The organism is Pseudomonas azotoformans (assembly GCF_001579805.1).
Taxonomy (GTDB): Bacteria; Pseudomonadota; Gammaproteobacteria; order Pseudomonadales; family Pseudomonadaceae; genus Aquipseudomonas; species Aquipseudomonas azotoformans_A.
On sequence record NZ_CP014546.1, the window covers coordinates 6,618,038 to 6,634,242 of the forward strand.

The 16,205-nt window shown below is 57.4% G+C and carries 17 protein-coding genes, 4 tRNA genes and 1 pseudogene; 7 read left to right on the forward strand and 15 right to left on the reverse strand.

The window, feature by feature from the left end; genetic code table 11:
• Positions 1 to 6: 6 nt before the first annotated feature.
• The 7 genes from AYR47_RS30430 to AYR47_RS30460 all read right to left on the reverse strand — a co-directional run bounded on the left by AYR47_RS30430 (position 7) and on the right by AYR47_RS30460 (position 6,264).
• Positions 7 to 1,092 (reverse strand): hypothetical protein, encoded by a 1,086-nt coding sequence (locus tag AYR47_RS30430; protein ID WP_061449298.1) that lies wholly within the window; start codon positions 1,090 to 1,092, stop codon positions 7 to 9.
• 184 nt (positions 1,093 to 1,276) lie between these two features.
• On the reverse strand, positions 1,277 to 2,593 hold the full coding sequence (gene flgE / locus AYR47_RS30435) for a flagellar hook protein FlgE (protein WP_061449299.1): 1,317 nt from the start codon (positions 2,591 to 2,593) through the stop codon (positions 1,277 to 1,279).
• A gap of 31 nt (positions 2,594 to 2,624) precedes the next feature.
• Positions 2,625 to 3,353 carry a flagellar hook assembly protein FlgD gene (flgD, locus tag AYR47_RS30440; RefSeq protein ID WP_033901285.1) on the reverse strand — a complete coding sequence of 243 codons (729 nt, stop codon included), beginning with the start codon at positions 3,351 to 3,353 and terminating at the stop codon, positions 2,625 to 2,627.
• Between the two features lie 16 nt (positions 3,354 to 3,369).
• Positions 3,370 to 3,813, reverse strand: coding sequence for a flagellar basal body rod protein FlgC (gene flgC / locus AYR47_RS30445; RefSeq protein ID WP_010208347.1), 444 nt, complete (start codon positions 3,811 to 3,813; stop codon positions 3,370 to 3,372).
• A gap of 3 nt (positions 3,814 to 3,816) precedes the next feature.
• Positions 3,817 to 4,224, reverse strand: coding sequence for a flagellar basal body rod protein FlgB (gene flgB, locus AYR47_RS30450; protein ID WP_010208346.1), 408 nt, complete (start codon positions 4,222 to 4,224; stop codon positions 3,817 to 3,819).
• A 236-nt stretch (positions 4,225 to 4,460) separates the two neighbouring features.
• Positions 4,461 to 5,288 (reverse strand): protein-glutamate O-methyltransferase CheR, encoded by an 828-nt coding sequence (cheR, locus tag AYR47_RS30455; RefSeq protein ID WP_016979774.1) that lies wholly within the window; start codon positions 5,286 to 5,288, stop codon positions 4,461 to 4,463.
• 43 nt (positions 5,289 to 5,331) lie between these two features.
• A complete protein-coding gene (locus AYR47_RS30460; protein ID WP_033901287.1) occupies positions 5,332 to 6,264 on the reverse strand; it encodes a chemotaxis protein CheV in 933 nt (310 codons plus the stop codon).
• 94 nt (positions 6,265 to 6,358) lie between these two features.
• On the opposite strand from AYR47_RS30460, the gene flgA reads away from it, so the two are divergent.
• The 4 genes from flgA to AYR47_RS30480 all read left to right on the forward strand — a co-directional run bounded on the left by flgA (position 6,359) and on the right by AYR47_RS30480 (position 8,953).
• Complete coding sequence (flgA, locus tag AYR47_RS30465) at positions 6,359 to 7,123, forward strand: flagellar basal body P-ring formation chaperone FlgA (protein ID WP_033901288.1); 765 nt, start codon at positions 6,359 to 6,361, stop codon at positions 7,121 to 7,123.
• A 141-nt stretch (positions 7,124 to 7,264) separates the two neighbouring features.
• Positions 7,265 to 7,588 (forward strand): flagellar biosynthesis anti-sigma factor FlgM, encoded by a 324-nt coding sequence (gene flgM / locus AYR47_RS30470; protein ID WP_033901289.1) that lies wholly within the window; start codon positions 7,265 to 7,267, stop codon positions 7,586 to 7,588.
• Positions 7,589 to 7,636: 48 nt separating this feature from the next.
• Positions 7,637 to 8,107, forward strand: a complete 471-nt coding sequence (locus AYR47_RS30475; RefSeq protein ID WP_033901290.1) for a flagella synthesis protein FlgN — start codon at positions 7,637 to 7,639, stop codon at positions 8,105 to 8,107.
• Positions 8,108 to 8,203: 96 nt separating this feature from the next.
• A complete protein-coding gene (locus tag AYR47_RS30480) occupies positions 8,204 to 8,953 on the forward strand; it encodes a flagellar brake protein (RefSeq protein ID WP_033901291.1) in 750 nt (249 codons plus the stop codon).
• A 61-nt stretch (positions 8,954 to 9,014) separates the two neighbouring features.
• Here AYR47_RS30480 and AYR47_RS30485 read toward each other — a convergent pair.
• Both AYR47_RS30485 and AYR47_RS30490 read right to left on the reverse strand, forming a co-directional pair.
• Positions 9,015 to 10,401 (reverse strand): annotated as a pseudogene (locus tag AYR47_RS30485) (MFS transporter).
• A gap of 269 nt (positions 10,402 to 10,670) precedes the next feature.
• Positions 10,671 to 10,747 (reverse strand) — tRNA-Arg (locus tag AYR47_RS30490).
• Between the two features lie 325 nt (positions 10,748 to 11,072).
• On the opposite strand from AYR47_RS30490, the gene AYR47_RS30495 reads away from it, so the two are divergent.
• From AYR47_RS30495 to AYR47_RS30505, 3 genes are all read left to right on the forward strand, one after another.
• A complete protein-coding gene (locus tag AYR47_RS30495; RefSeq protein ID WP_061449300.1) occupies positions 11,073 to 11,300 on the forward strand; it encodes a hypothetical protein in 228 nt (75 codons plus the stop codon).
• A gap of 10 nt (positions 11,301 to 11,310) precedes the next feature.
• Positions 11,311 to 11,490, forward strand: a complete 180-nt coding sequence (locus tag AYR47_RS30500; protein ID WP_033901294.1) for a PA3371 family protein — start codon at positions 11,311 to 11,313, stop codon at positions 11,488 to 11,490.
• Positions 11,491 to 11,869: 379 nt separating this feature from the next.
• A complete protein-coding gene (locus AYR47_RS30505; protein ID WP_003193592.1) occupies positions 11,870 to 12,196 on the forward strand; it encodes an Arc family DNA-binding protein in 327 nt (108 codons plus the stop codon).
• A 102-nt stretch (positions 12,197 to 12,298) separates the two neighbouring features.
• Here the strand turns inward: AYR47_RS30505 and mgtE are convergent, their stop codons facing one another.
• The 6 genes from mgtE to AYR47_RS30535 all read right to left on the reverse strand — a co-directional run bounded on the left by mgtE (position 12,299) and on the right by AYR47_RS30535 (position 16,174).
• Complete coding sequence (gene mgtE / locus AYR47_RS30510; RefSeq protein WP_033901295.1) at positions 12,299 to 13,741, reverse strand: magnesium transporter; 1,443 nt, start codon at positions 13,739 to 13,741, stop codon at positions 12,299 to 12,301.
• A gap of 340 nt (positions 13,742 to 14,081) precedes the next feature.
• Positions 14,082 to 14,158 (reverse strand) — tRNA-Arg (locus AYR47_RS30515).
• Positions 14,159 to 14,230: 72 nt separating this feature from the next.
• Positions 14,231 to 14,307: transfer RNA gene (locus AYR47_RS30520), tRNA-Arg, on the reverse strand.
• A gap of 108 nt (positions 14,308 to 14,415) precedes the next feature.
• A tRNA-Ser gene (locus tag AYR47_RS30525) sits at positions 14,416 to 14,506 on the reverse strand.
• Between the two features lie 62 nt (positions 14,507 to 14,568).
• A complete protein-coding gene (csrA, locus tag AYR47_RS30530; RefSeq protein ID WP_003175645.1) occupies positions 14,569 to 14,757 on the reverse strand; it encodes a carbon storage regulator CsrA in 189 nt (62 codons plus the stop codon).
• Positions 14,758 to 14,932: 175 nt separating this feature from the next.
• Positions 14,933 to 16,174 carry an aspartate kinase gene (locus AYR47_RS30535; protein WP_010208327.1) on the reverse strand — a complete coding sequence of 414 codons (1,242 nt, stop codon included), beginning with the start codon at positions 16,172 to 16,174 and terminating at the stop codon, positions 14,933 to 14,935.
• Positions 16,175 to 16,205 lie beyond the last annotated feature (31 nt).

Here is a 16,205-nt window from a genome sequence, read left to right on the forward strand (position 1 = left end):
GGCCGCTTAGAAAAGCACCGTGTAAATACCTGGGCCTGGCGCACCACCTCGCCCTCCCCAGAGTTCCTTACGATTGCCAATCACCGCCATGGAATGCGCATTCGTTTCATAAGTCCCCACCATCCCCCGCGCAAAATCACTTTGAAAGCCTGGCCTGTAGTGATCTTTCAGCCCAAGCCTGTGCAAGCCTTCACGGGAATGTTCACCATCATTCAAGCTGATCAGCGCATCCTTGAAGCTTCTGGTGGCATTTCTGTCGTTTTCGCCAGGAGAGCCACTATTCCCTTCCATCTGCGCTCGCTTGGCACTCGCCGCATACATAAAGTTGGCGTTGGTCATTAAGGTAGGGTCATCGCCCTTGAAGCGCGCCTCTCGTGCAGCCATGCGCAGCTCATCCTTGGTCAGCTTGAGTTTGAATCCATCATGCATCTCCACCTCATAGGTATTGCCCTTCAACTCGACATTCTTGAAAACATCTTTGGGGTCCTGGCCGAAATGCTGCATGGCAGCCTTGATAGAAGACACCGTCGTGCAATTACCTTCGTAGCCTTGAGAGAAACCACTCCAAATGTTATCCGGCTTTTTCCCACGCACACTTTTATCAGGCTGGTAATCATGGTACTTCGCCCCCTCAGTGATGGGCTTGTTGCTCATGGATTCGGAAGGGCCAAAATTCTCCGGGTTCACACGGCCGCCACCGCCACCTCCTCCACCGCCACCAATGTCTGGGGGGGCCGGTGGAGAGGGCGATTCATCATCTGCAAACAGCTCTGGAAAAAGCGCCTTCAAAAATGCGAGCCAACTGTCAGATGCGTCTTTTTTTAACGCCTCGATAATCGCCTTGAACTTCTCCTCTCCGAGTTTCTTGCGCACCTCATTGAGCTTGTCACGCAAGTCCTGGACGGTTTGGCTCTTGGAGGTTTTCTGCGCCTCCTCCAACGCCTTCAGAAGCTTGGATACCACCGCCTTATCGGCATCCAGGCTCTGAACACCATCGGTTTTGTCCTGGGTGTTTTCAGCACCAAAAGCAGCGGTTCTGTCGCTAAAATAAACCCGAGCCGTTTGGCCTGATATCTGTTGAGCCCATTGCATAAATTTCCCCCGCCCGTAAGCCACCGTTGGTGTACTTGGTAGGGAAAAGTGCGTCGGCCGTTCCAGTAAAAACGAGTGGTCTCGTAGGGACGCAGGCAGTACGAAAAGTCGCGCCTACAAAATGAACGCGCAAAAAAAACCCCTCGTTGAGGGGTTTTCTTTCGCCAGCGTCAGACCAATGACATTACGTCATCTGAATGATGGTCTGCATGATGGTGCTCTGGGTGGAGATGGTCTTGGCGTTCGCCTGGTAGTTGCTCTGGGCCTTGATCAGGTCCACCAACTCGTTGGTCAGGTTGACGTTGGAGTTCTCCAGGGAGTTGGCCACGATAGACCCCAGGGTGCCGGCTTGCGGGGTGTCATAACCTGGCTGGCCCGAAGCGAAGGTCTCTTTCCAGGTAGTACCGCCGTTGGGCTGCAGGCCTTGTTCGTTGTTGAAGCTGGCCAGAGAGATCTGGCCAATGGCCTTGCTCTGCTGGTTGCTGAACGTTGCGAACAGTACACCGCTGCCGTCGATTTTCAGGCCGGTGATCTGGCCGGTGGCGTAGCCATCGGTGACCGGTGGGTTGCGGTACGTGGCCGAGTTGTATTGGGTGATGTTGGCCATGTTGACCGCGATCCCGGTTGGGTTCGCCGTCGCACCGTTTGCCTTCCACACGCCATTGGTCACGGTGCCAGGGACCCAACCGGTGATGGTCAAGGTCTTGTTGGACACGGCGCCCGTCACAACACTGGTGAGTTTGCCGGCACCGTCAAAGGTCAGGGTGGATGGCACAGGCGCCTTCACATCCGCACCGGTACCGAAAGGTGGCGAACCGTCAGGGTTGCGACCGTCAATCAGGGTATAGGCATTCCACTTGTTGCCGTCGGTTTTCACCAGGTACTGCACCATCGGGTGCGCATTGCCCTGGGAGTCGTACAAAGTGGTGCTGTACTGGGTGGTAAAGGTGCTGGTGTCGTTCGGGTTGAACGGCTTGGCCACCTGGTCGATCACCGGCTCCGAGGAGTTCAGGTTACTGGTGGAATCCACTTTGGTGGATGCCTTGGGCGGCAGATTCGCCAAGTTCAGTTGCAGGTCGGTCAGGCCGCCCTTGATGATCTTGCCGTTCTCGTCCGCGGCATAACCTTGCAGGCGCGAAGTGCCGGTGTTGTTGGTGATGTAGCCATCTTTGTCGGCACGGAAGGCACCACTACGGGTGTACTCCAGCGAACCGTCGCTGCCCTTCTGCACGAAGAAGCCGCCGCCCTGGATCGCCATGTCCAGGATGCCACCACTGCCGTTCACGTCACCTTGGGTGAACTGCTGGGACACCGCCGCCAGGTTCACACCGTTGCCGATACTGTTCTGGCCGGTGCCCAGTTTGGAGGCGGCGTAGATGTCCGCGAATTCCGCACGGGACGACTTGAAGCCAGTGGTCGCGACGTTGGCGATGTTGTTGCCGGTCACGTCCAGTTGTTTGTTGGCCGCATAGAGGCCGCTAAGGCCGATGTTAAAAGACATGTTTCTCTCCCTCTGCCGTATTTAGCCGGCTCTATGTACCGATAGTCTGAATTTGCGACAGCTTGACGCTGCCCATGCCGCCAGCCAGGTTCAGCAGCATTTCGCCGCCGGTCTTGCTCAGGGTCACGCTCGTTACCGTTGCTGGCAGCGAAGTGGTCAGGGCAACGGCGTCGCCCTTGTCATTCTTGGTGGTGGCATTGAAGGTGTAGGTGCCCGCCGGGGCGACCTCGCCCTTGTCGTTCTTGCCATCCCAGATGAAGCTCTGGCTGCCGACAGCCTGGGCGCCCATTTCGATGGTGCGCACCAGGTTGCCGTCTTTGTCGGTGACCTTGACGGTGACGTTGCCCGTCGCCGTTTTCACATCCACCGAACCGGTCATGCTCTTGCTGGTATCCACCATGGCCTTGTCGGTCTGGATGATGATCGAGCGCCCTACCAGCGACGACGCCTGCAGCGCTTGCGACGAGCTGAAGTTGCTGGAGATCGCATTCACCGAGTCATTCAGGGTGTTGATGCCTTCCAGGCTGCTGAACTGCGCCAGCTGGGCCACGAACGCGCCGTTGTCTTGCGGCGACAGCGGGTTCTGGTTTTTCAACTGGGTAACCAGCAGTTGCAGGAACGCATCCTTGCCCAGCGACTGTTTGCCGGTCGCGGCCTTGGAAGCGTCACCCAGGCTGCTGGCGTTGTCTGTCGCGGTCTTGACCTTGGAGTTGAAAAGGTCCTGGACTGGCGTGTTGTTACTCGTATCAACAATGGCCATTATTTGGCGCCCCTTATCACTGACCCAGGGTCAGGACCTTCTGCATCATGGTTTTGGCGGTGTTCATCATTTCCGCGTTGGTCTGAAACGAACGGCTGGCGGAAATCATGTCGGCCATTTCCTCGACCACGTTGACGTTCGGGTAGTAGACATAACCCTTTTCGTTCGCGGCGGGATGGTTGGGTTCGTAGCGGGCTTCAAGGTTGCTTTGGTCTTCGACCACGCCGAGCACTTGCACGCCGGAGCCTGCTGCACCTTGGTCCTGGAACAACGAATCGCTGCCGCCCGCCTGGCCGCCCTGGAACATGGTGGCGAACACCGGGTGACGGGCGCGGTAGGTCTGGTCAATGCTCGAAGACACGGTCTCGGCGTTGGCGATGTTACTGGCGACGGTGTTCAAACGCGTGGTCTGCGCGCTCATGCCACTGCCGGCAATATTGAAAACACTGGACAGGGACATGGCTTACTCTCCACGCAGGGCTGACATCAGCCCTTTGAATTTGCTGTTAAGCAGGGTGAAGCTGGCTTGAAAGTTCACCGAGTTCTCGGCGTAGGCCGATTGCTCCAGCTGCGCGTCGACGGTGTTCTGGTCGATCGACGGCTGCATCGGCGTGCGATACAGCAACGACTCGTCACCATTGCTCAGGCCTTGCGCTTCGATATGACGGCTGTTGGTCATGTTCAAGGCGAAGGTGCCGTTCTTGGTCTTGTCCTGCTGCGCGGCGAGCACGGCGGAGAAGTCCAGGTCCCGAGCCTTGTAGTTCGGGGTATCGGCGTTGGCAATGTTGTTGGCCAGGACTTCGGCACGCTGGGCGCGGAAGCCCAGGGCTTGTTCGTGGATACCGAGCGCTTTATCGAAGCTGATGCTCATGGCGGAAACCTTTAAGGGCTGACCTGCTTTTCGTTAACTGGGTTATAGCAAGGTGCATGCCAATCTTACGAAGGCCCGTATATCAAGGGTTGGGGGGGCGGTTGCCGGCGGCAATGCCAGAAAAGCGGCAAGCGGTTTCCGCGTGGCGCCAGTAAAGCGGCAATGGCGTTTGCCGCTTTGCGGCCAAAAAAATGGGAGGCCTTTGTGGGGCCTCCCATTGTTTGTTCAAGCGTGCATCACTTGGCCTGGTAGATGATCCCCGGACTGCACTGCACCATCTGGTAATGATCCGGCAAACCGTTCAGCGCTTCGGAAGCACCGAGGAACAGATAACCACCACGCTTGAGCGTGCCGTGAATGCGCAACAGGATGTCTTTCTTCACTTCGGCCGAGAAGTAGATCAGCACGTTGCGGCAGAACACCATGTCGAACTTGCCCAGGCTGGCGTAGCTGTCGAGCAGGTTGAACGAGCGGAATTCCACGCGGCTCTTGATCGGCGCCTTGACCGCCCAACGCCCTGCCCCTTTCGGGTCGAAGTAACGTTGCAAGCGCTCCTGGGACAAACCACGGCCCAGGGCCAGGCTGTCGTACTCGCCGGTCTTGCAGTTGGTGAGCATGGTGCCGGACAGGTCGGTGGCGACGATTTGCGCCCCCGCCTTCAACTGGCCCATATTGGTCCGTTCGAACTCATCGATGGACATCGAAATCGAGTACGGTTCCTGCCCCGAAGAGCAGGCAGCCGACCAGATGCGCAGGCGCTGGCCGGGGCTGGCCTTGATGGCCTCCGGCAGCACTTTGCTCTTGAGCACTTCAAACGGGTAGGTGTCGCGAAACCACAGGGTTTCGTTGGTGGTCATGGCATCGACCACCATCTCCTTGAGCCCGCTGCGCGGCTGCCCCTGGATGCGCTGGACCAGCTCACCCAACGACTTGATGCCCTGCTGCTCCATCAGTTTGTTGAGACGGCTGGATACCAGGTACTGCTTGTTTTCACCGAGCAATATGCCACAGGCTTTTTCCAGGAAGACCCGGAATTGTTCGAAATCCAAATTACCCGTAGACAATGATACCGCCTCTTAAATCGTGTGACCGCCAGGGGAAATCCCCCTAGCCGTGATCTGCTGCCTTGATCCGGTCGACTACCCGGGATGCCAGGTCATCAGGACGAAATTTGGCCAAAAAGTCATCCGCACCGACCTTCTTGACCATCGCCTGGTTGAAGACACCCGACAACGAAGTATGCAGGATGATATGCAATTTTTGCATGCGTGGATCGTTGCGTATCTCGGCCGTGAGGGTGTAGCCGTCCATTTCCGGCATCTCGATGTCGGAGATCATCATCAAGAATTCTTCTTCCGGCTTCTTGCCGTCGTCCACCAGCTTGCGCAGGTAATCCAGCGCCTGGCGACCATCATTGAGGGCCACCACTTCCACACCGACGGTTTGCAGGCAACGGGTCACCTGTTTACGCGCCACCGAGGAATCGTCCACCGTCAACACACGCAGGGAGATTGCCTTGTGCGCGGTTTCAGCGTCCACCACCCCCACGGAAATTGACTCCGATGTGGGCGCCACTTCAGCAAGGATCTTCTCCACGTCGATGATTTCCACCAACTGGTTATCGACCCGCGTCACCGCCGTGAGGTAGTGATCGCGACCGGTGCCCTTGGGCGGCGGATGAATCTCTTCCCAGTTCATGTTGACGATGCGTTCCACCGAGCGCACCAGGAAACCCTGGGTCTTGGTGTTGTACTCGGTAATGATGACGAACGGGTTCTCGCGGTCCTGCAAACCCGCCGAACCGGTGGCCAGGGCCAAGTCAAGAATCGGGATCGTCGCGCCACGGATGTTGGCGACGCCACACACCACCGGGCTCGATTTGGGCATGATCGTCAGCTTGGGACATTGCAGCACTTCCCGCACCTTGAACACGTTGATGCCATACAACTGCTTGCCATCCAGGCGAAAAAGCAACAACTCCAGGCGATTCTGCCCTACCAGCTGTGTGCGCTGGTTTACTGAATCCATTACTCCTGCCATGCCTTGACTCCCACGCTAAAACCTTTGGCCATACCTATAAGGGCAGTGACGCGCACCCAACTCTAAACGGCACGGCCTTTGCTATTTATTGGTCATGGATATTAAAACGACAGTTTCCCGACGCCCCATCCTGACACGGTACCGCAGCTTGCTCTGCGTACCGCTGGCGTTGCTCGCCTTGGGCCTGGGCGCCACGGCCCGCGCAGACAACGTCACCTTGCCTGATCTACTTATCGGCGTCACTCAAGGCTTTCTTGAGTTCACTGTAGAAGATTATCTGGCGACTACCCAGACGCCAGGGCGATATGAAATCCAGGTCAACCAGCTGGACCCACGTTTGCGCATGCCCATGTGCGACAAGGAATTGACAGCCACCCTGGAAAGCCCCGCCCAGCCCATCGGCCGCGTGACGGTCAAAGTGCGCTGCGACGGCGCCTCGCCCTGGACCGTGTTCGTGCCGGCGCAGGTCAAGCTGTTCCGCGATGTGGTAGTGGTTGCTCGGCCATTGAAACGCACCGGCATCATCGGTTTCGAAGACGTTGTGCTGCGCGAACGCGACATCAGCATGATCAGCCAGGGCTACCTGACCTCCCTCGACCAGGCGGTCGGGCAGAAATTGACCCGACCAGTGGTCACCGACCAGGTCATTACTTTGGTGCATCTTGAGCAGGCAGAGGTGATTCGCAAAGGCGACCAGGTGGTGATTTCCGCCAGCAGCGGTGCGTTGCAGGTCAAAATGCCGGGGGAAGCGTTGTCCAACGGCGGCATGAGCGAACAGATTCGCGTCAAGAACCTCAACTCCAACCGGGTGATCAAGGCGCGGGTCACCGCACCGGGTCAGGTGGAGGTGGCTTTATAGATTGCTGGTATCGGGCGCGCGCTTTTCCTACACTGTCGGTTGGATGCCGGCCTGTAGGTTTTATTGTCAATCGAGCCTAAAGTTTGTCCGGGTATGGCCGAAAACATGGCAAGCGTCCAAATACCCAGAGGTTTTTTGATCATGGTCATCGATTTCAGTCGTTTAAATAACACCCCGACCACGTCGGCCCCTACGCGAGCCACTGTCACCAAGGACAGCGTAGAAGCCAAGGCCCAGCCACTGCCCGCCAAGGCAGAACAGGCCAGCGCCAGCCAGAGCGGGGAATCCGTACACCTGAGCAATGAGGCTCAACAGTTGCAGAAGGTCACTGACTCGCTGCGCGATCAACCGGTGGTCAATAAAGCCCGTGTGGCCGAATTGAAACAGGCAATCGCCGATGGCAGCTATAAAGTCGACAGCAACCGTGTAGCCAGCAAGCTGCTTAATTTCGAAGCCGAGCGCTAGGCTAAGGCCTGCGCCGGGCTTTTGGACGCTTAAACCCCAAGGCCAGCCATGCATCACGACGAAAATCTGCTTCAACTGATCATTGATGATCTTGCGCCGACGCAACAGCTGCTCGAGCTGCTCAGGGAAGAATCCCTGGCCCTCTACGGCCGGGACATGCCGCTGCTGGAAGAAATCCTGGCGCGCAAGCAGTCGCTGATTGTCCTGCTGGAACAGCACGGCAAGAAACGCAGCCAGATCCTCGCCAGCCTGGGCCTGCCGGCAGACCATGACGGCCTGGCGCAACTGGCCAGCCACTCTTCGGTTGGCGATCAATTACTGGCCCAGAGCAACGAACTCAATCAATTGCTCAGCCAGTGCCAGGAAGCCAACCTGCTCAACGGTCAGTCGATCCAGCTTCAGCAAGCCACGACCGCCAACCAGTTGCGTATACTTCACGGCGGAGAGCCTCCGGCGCTTTACAACGCCCAAGGTTCCACCTCGCGCCTGGTCAAGCCAAGCACCCGCAGCCAAGCCTGACGCCGGTTTACAGCGCGACCTATCCAAGGCGCGCCACATACTGGCAGAATGCCTGCTCTTGCGTGTAGTCGTATTTTGTCTGGAGATGGAAGAACCGTGTTCAACGCCCTTAATGCGGAAGATGCCCCGCAGCCACCCAAGGTCCTCACCACGCCTCTGGAAATCGCCAGCACCTTGCGGATGCTGCAAGACAGCCATGACCCGCTGATCATCACCTTCCACGAACGCAGCCAGCGCTTCCAGAGCTACCTGGTGGACGTTGATCGGGACAGCAAGACCCTGGCGCTGGACGAAATGATCCCGCGCGACGGTGAGCGCTTCCTCGAAGGCGGCGAACCGTTTCGTATCGAAGGTTTTCATGAAGGCGTGCGCGTCGCATGGGAAAGCAACGGCACTTACACCATCAGCGAAAAAGACGGTCACCGCATCTACACCGGCGGCATGCCTGACGAAGTGGTCTACCACCAGCGCCGCAATGCGTTCCGCGCCGCCTTGAAGCTGGCCCAACTGGTCAATATTGAATTGGGTGGCGAGAAGCTCAAAGCCCCCGTCAGCGGCAAACTGCTGGATATTTCCGCCACCGGCTGCAAACTGCGCTTTGAAGGGGATATCTCCGAGCGCCTGCAACTGGGCCAGGTCTACGACCGTTTTATCGCCGCCCTGCCCTTTGGCAGCATGACCACCTCGGTCGAACTGCGTTACCTGCACTTCGAAGAGAAGATCAACACCACGTTCGCCGGCGTACGCTTCCACAACATGAGTGGCTTGGTGCAGCGCCAGGTCGAGCGTTTTGTGTACCAGTTGCAACGCGAAGCACGACGCTTTGACAAAGACGACGATTTTTAAAGCTTAAAGATCGCGGCAAAAAAACGGGCAGATCCTGATGGGATCTGCCCGTTTTTTGCTTTCAGGGACGTGCCCTGCTCAAGTCGTGAGGGTGCTCGTCTGGCCCCACAGGTTCAGGAGGCCCCACGAAGGGCGGTTCTTCTGCCTCCGGACTTGGCTCCGCTTGCGGTTCAGGCTCCGGGGCCGTGGTTTGCATTTGTTCCTGCACCACCGCCTCGTCCACCCGCGGATCAAGTGCGGCGACCAACGGCGAACTGGACATGCTGTCGGGCATCGCCACATGGTGCAGTGGTGCGTCGTCCACTTGATGCAGGTTGGTCACCGCTTTCGGCCGGATGCGCCACACCAGGATCAACGCGCACAAGCTGAAAAACGCATACAACATGTGGCTGCCGAACAACTTCATCACCACACCCGCCAGCAACGGCCCGACACTGGCGCCGACGCCGTAGGTCACCAACAGCATGGCCGTCAGCGACACACGGCGATCACCTTCCACATGGTCGTTGGAGAACGCCACTGCCAGCGGATACAGACAGAACTGCACCAGGGAGCAGACAAAACCTGCCACGAACAACACTTCCAGCGGCACCTGGGTCAGTATCGCCAACGGCAACGCCGCCACGGCCAGGCACAGCGCGAAGCAGCGGATCAGCAGCGCGCGATCATAGCGGTCAGACAGCCAGCCCAATGGCCACTGCACCACCAGCCCGGCAAAAATACAGCTGCCCATGAACAGACCCACCTGCTCGGTGGTCAGGCCCTGCTGAGAGGCATACAGCGGCGCCAAACCGTAGAATGAACCAACGATCAACCCCGCCCCAAGCACCGTACTCAAGGACTGCGGCACGCGCTTGATAAAGAAGCGCGGCTCCATCGGCGCAGGATGCAGAGGCGCCGGGTGAATCCGTCGCGTCATGGCCACCGGCACCAGGCACAGCGCAAAGCACAGCGCGACCAGCATCAGCAATTCAAGCCCCAACTGAGGGTGCATGACCAGGATCAACTGACCGAGCACCAGGCCCAGGTAGGACGCGATCATATAGCCGCTGAACACCACGCCGCGCTGCTTGGCGTCGGCCCTGCTCATTGAGCCAGCTTTCGATGACCATGTACTGGCACATCATGCCAAGGCCCACGATCATCCGCAGCACGATCCAGGCCGGCAACCAGTCGATCAGACCGTGCCCCAACACCGCCGCACCGACGATCCCGGCGCAGGTGGCGTAGGCGCGGATATGCCCGACCCGGGCAATCAGGCGATGCCCGATCTTGCCACCCAGCACCAGGCCAAAATAGTTGGCCGCCATCAACGCACCGACCCACAGGCTGTCGACATGATCGGCCGCCAGGCGCAGGGCCAGGTAAGTACTGAGCAGGCCGGAGCCGATCAGCATCATCAAGGAGGCGAAATAAAGGGCTCGAAAAGATTTCCAGATCTGGCGCATCGGCGTTCCGAGCGGCTCCTTGCGGTGAGAGACAGGGCTATCGGCATGATAGTCCGGGGTGGCCGGGTCCGGACAGGCGGTATGCGCTGTTTCCGGGGATTATTTTGCTTCAAGGCTCTGACGCTGCCTGGCTGCTCGCGGGATACACGGATTGCTATAAATACACGATGCCAGGGCTGTGAACCCATAACCCCGGCAAGGTTCGACCCATCTTCGGAAAACGCCCACAAAAAAGCCCCGCCAGACGGAACTGTGCGGGGCTTTGAATGTGGTGTCCCAGGGCCGGTTCGAACGGCCAACCTTCCCCTTAGGAGGGGGATGCTCTATCCAATTGAGCTACTGGGACAAATGACAGCTGCAGCGCTAAAGGCGCGGCGACGGACGGCGTGCATGTTAACGGCCGAGGTGGGTTTTGTCATGTCGTCCGTGGGCTTTTTGAGTGTAGGTCGATGCCAGCCTTATTTATCCTGCCTTGACCCCGCAAACACGGGCCTGTGAGGCCATCGTGCAAAATGCACTCCCCCAAAACGCCATCATTGCAAATTGCAACCTTCCAGTCGCTTAAAGTAGACTCAAGCGATTGATTTTATTGAATTAATAGATTGGCACGACACCTGCACTACTTCTCCTACAAACCCAACAAGCCACGGCGTTAAGCGGAGAACATGACCATGAACAGTGCCTTTCTGTTAGCCCTCAACACCGTAGCCTTGGCTGCATTACTGATGTTTCACTTTCAATCGACCGGCAGCAATGACCCTGCGCAGATCAGCCAGGCTGTGCCACATCACCTGCAACAACGCCCGCAGCTGGCGGTGATGACACCTAATGCACAATCCCCCGTGCGCCTGACCCAAGACACTCAGTCCGCACCCGCCTCTGAACACTGGGTTTTCTGAGGAAGCTTTGATGAACAAATTTGCCTGGCTGTTTTTGTGCCTGACCGCAATAACAGGGATTCTGGGCCTGAATGCCGAATCCCACGACAGCCAAACCACTGCATTTATCGCCAGCGGCGTGTTCGCCAGCCTATTGCTACTCACCCTGATCCTGGGTCGACGCATCAAATTCGACCCAGTCCTGCGCTAACTCCCCTCCTACCTTATGTCGCCTCCCTCTCGCTAATCGGCAAATTGCCACTAGTCTTAAACTTAAGGGCAAAAGGCCACTTTGCTATAGGATGTGCGGCCTCAAACCCTGTGGTGGCCTGGACTTACGGGAAGTTCCTTCGCAGATTCACGCGTTGAAAAGTTTTCCAACCAGTCCGCAAAAATGCAAATGAGTGCTGGCATAAAGCCTTTAGGCAGTTCAATATTTGTCACAGAATTGACGCCAAGGAACTGGCAAATCTGAGGCATGATGCGGCCTCTTTGCAATTCAGGTTGAACATTTGGCTGCAAGCCTTGTCCTAACACACATCTTGCGGCCAATTCCAAAAACCGCTCCCCTGAACTAACCGGTTAAATATATGCGCCCATTGAAACAGGCAATTTATTCCAGCCGTACGGCTGACAAGTTCGTCGTACGTCTGCCAGACGGAATGCGGGAACGCATTGCCGAGGTGGCTCGCAATCATCACCGCAGCATGAACTCCGAAATCATCGCGCGCCTGGAACAAAGCCTCATTCAGGAAGGTGCGTTGGGAGAAGAGTTGAGCATGCGCCTGGACAGCCCCGAGCTGTCGCTGCACGAACGCGAACTGCTGCAGCGTTTTCGTCAGCTCTCCCACCGCCAGCAAAATGCTCTCGTCTCGCTTATCGCGCACGACGTTGAGGCGGCCGCAGAAGCCAATTGATCTGCAACTGAAAGCCGAAGCCAGCCATGTGCTGGCTTTTTTTTGCGTGGGATTCGGGAAGAAGATTTGAGGCGGGGGCAGATTTGCCCCCGCAGAATGGAATCAGAGCAGGAAGATTGTTGCCAGGCCCAGGAAGATGAAGAAGCCACCACTGTCGGTCATGGCCGTGATCATCACGCTGGCACCCATCGCCGGGTCACGCCCGAGGCGGGCAAGGGTCATCGGGATCAATACCCCCATCAACGCCGCCAGCAGCAGGTTAAGGGTCATGGCGGCGGTCATCACCACACCGAGCGACCAACTGCCATACAGCAAGTAGGCCACCACACCGATCACCCCACCCCACACCAGGCCGTTGATAAGACCTACCGCCAACTCTTTGCGCAGCAGGCGCGACGAGTTCGCCGTACTCACTTGGTCCAGCGCCATGGCGCGCACGATCATGGTAATCGTCTGGTTACCCGAGTTGCCGCCGATCCCGGCCACAATCGGCATCAGCGCAGCGAGCGCCACCAGCTTCTCGATCGAACCTTCGAACAAGCCAATAACCCGCGACGCGATAAAAGCGGTGATCAGGTTAACGGCCAGCCACGCCCAACGGTTATGCAGCGAGCGCCAGACCGAGGCAAAGATGTCTTCCTCTTCACGCAGACCCGCCATGTTGAGGACTTCGGTCTCACTCTCTTCACGAATCAGGTCGACCATTTCATCGATGGTCAAACGGCCGATCAGCTTGCCGTTCTTGTCGACCACCGGCGCCGAGATCAAGTCATAACGCTCAAACGCCTGGGCAGCCTCGTAGGCGTCTTCATCCGGGTGAAAACTCACCGGATCACTGGCCATGACGTCGGCCACTTTTTTCTCAGGGTCGTTGACCAGCAGGCGCTTGATCGGCAGCACGCCCTTGAGAATGCCCTCATAGTCGACCACAAACAGTTTGTCGGTATGGCCTGGCAACTCCTTGAGACGACGCAGGTAACGCAAGACCACTTCCAAACTGACGTCTTCGCGGATGGTGACCATCTCGAAGTCCATCAGTGCGCCAACCTGATCCTCGTCGTAGGACAGCGCGGAGCGCACACGCTCACGCTGCTGGCCGTCGAGGGCCTCCATCAGCTCATGGACAACATCACGGGGCAGTTCGGGAGCCAGGTCAGCCAGTTCGTCGGCGTCCATCTCCTTGGCAGCAGCCAGGAGCTCGTGATCGTCCATGTCGGCGATCAGGGTTTCACGGACCGAGTCGGATACTTCGAGCAGGATGTCACCGTCGCGATCAGCCTTGACCAACTGCCAGAGGGTCAGTCGATCATCCAGTGGCAAGGCTTCGAGAATGTAGGCGACGTCGGCGGAGTGCAGGTCGTCGAGCTTGCGTTGCAGCTCGACGAGGTTTTGCCGGTGAACCAGGTTTTCGACCAGGTTGTTGTTCGGGCCGTCCTGGCGATGCGTAAGGTCTTCGACCACACGCTGGCGCTGCAGCAGCTCGATGACTTGAGCCAGGCGATCCTGCAGGCTTTCTTGTGTTTTCTTTACTTCTACTTCGGTCATAGGCGAACTCCACTCCCAGCAGCGGGGCACGCCGGAAGGATCAATCAGTCAATTCATGATTGGTAAAGCGGGGTACTGAGCAACTACTGGGTAAGTCCATGGAGGTATTCCACAAGCCCCGGCGGGGCTGACGGGCGCAATGATACACCGCCCGGCCACTTTAAACGTCAAAAAACTGGAAAGAACAAGCGCTTGCGAGCCAAAGCTAAGCATTGGCTACATCTATGAACTGCGACGACGCAGTGGAGAAGGAGAACACATGAAGGCGAGAGAAAAAGAAAAAATCCTACACAAACCCCAGACGGCAAAAAGCCCGCACTAGGCGGGCTTTTTGTTTGTATGGTGCACTCGACAGGATTCGAACCTGTGACCGCTCGGTTCGTAGCCGAGTACTCTATCCAGCTGAGCTACGAGTGCAGATTGTGTTTTTAGACCAGATCACAACTGGTTGTAACCGAATCACCTGCATTACTGCAACTGACTCTTAAATGGTGCACTCGACAGGATTCGAACCTGTGACCGCTCGGTTCGTAGCCGAGTACTCTATCCAGCTGAGCTACGAGTGCATTTGTTGCCGCGCATTATAGGCCGTTCAATCTCTATGTAAAGCTATTTTTTCGTTAATTTTCAACAACTTAGCGAAAAAACCAGATTGCAACGTACTAAGCAAATAATGGCGGAGAACGGGGGATTCGAACCCCCGACACCCTTTTGAGGTGTACTCCCTTAGCAGGGGAGCGCCTTCGGCCACTCGGCCAGCTCTCCGCAACACGGGGCGTATATTAACCACGTTCATCCCCGTTTGCAAACATAAAAAACGATAAAAATTAAAGGCTTGGTTCTTCGTCCTTCTCTTTCTTGATCCGCAGGTAGATTTCCTCGCGGTGTACCGCTACCTCTTTCGGAGCGTTAACCCCGATACGCACTTGATTGCCTTTGACGCCGAGCACGGTCACGGTGATTTCGCCATCACCGATAATCAGGCTTTCTGCGCAACGACGAGTCAGAATCAGCATACCTTTCTCCTCACGCATTTCAGTTCAGGAACAACAGTCTGCAAAAAAAAGGCCTTCGACCTACAACCCAAAGGCCATAGCCCTACCCGCCTAAGTATTGTCGAGCGCACGCAAAAGAACATGCGTCCTACAAAAAAAGGAAAGGCGCGGTAAACCGCGCCTTCCTGGCACTGCATCACTCGCCCTGTCGGGCCGGAGCGTCCAACTCAAAAGCGGTATGCAAAGCGCGTACAGCCAGTTCCAGGTATTTCTCTTCAATCACCACCGAGACCTTGATTTCCGACGTGGAGATCATCTGGATGTTGATGCTTTCCTTGGCCAGGGCCTCGAACATGCGGCTGGCAACGCCCGCGTGAGAGCGCATGCCCACACCCACGATCGACACCTTGGCGATCTTGGTATCGCCGACCACTTCACGAGCGCCGATCTCCTTCGCAGTGTTCTGCAGGATCCGCTCCGCCGCATCGTACTCGTTGCGGTGCACGGTGAAGGTGAAATCGGTGGTGTTATCGTGCGAAACGTTCTGCACGATCATGTCGACTTCAATGTTCGCGCCGCTGATCGGGCCCAGAATCTTGAAGGCCACGCCCGGGGTGTCTGGCACGCCACGGATAGTCAGCTTGGCTTCATCACGGTTGAAAGCGATACCGGAAATGATCGGCTGTTCCATGGATTCCTCTTCATCAATAGTAATGAGGGTGCCCGGACCCTCTTTGAAGCTGTGCAATACGCGCAGCGGAACGTTGTACTTGCCGGCGAATTCCACCGCACGGATCTGCAACACCTTGGAACCGAGGCTGGCCATTTCCAGCATCTCTTCAAAGGTGATCTTGTCCAGGCGCTGGGCCACGGACACCACACGCGGGTCAGTGGTGTAGACGCCGTCCACATCGGTGTAGATCTGGCATTCATCGGCCTTCAGCGCCGCTGCCAGCGCCACGCCGGTGGTGTCCGAACCGCCACGTCCAAGGGTGGTGATGTTGCCCTGCTCGTCCACACCCTGGAAGCCCGCTACAACTACCACGCGACCGGCTTTCAGATCCGTACGGATTTTCTGATCGTCGATCTGCAGGATGCGCGCCTTGGTGTGCGCGCTGTCGGTCAGGATGCGCACCTGGCTGCCAGTGTAGGACACCGCCGGCACACCGCGCTTGTTCAGCGCCATGGCCAGCAAGGCGATGGTCACCTGCTCGCCGGTGGACACGATCACATCCAGCTCACGCGGGAGCGGCTGTTGATCACCACTGATTGCCTTGGCCAGATCGATCAGGCGATTGGTCTCGCCGCTCATGGCCGACAGCACCACCACCAGGTCGTCGCCGGCATCGCGGAATTTCTTAACCTTGTCGGCCACCTGCTCGATTCTTTCGACAGAACCGACCGAGGTGCCTCCAAATTTCTGTACGATCAAAGCCATTTCTAAGCCGCCTCAGCCCGTAAAGGGGCGC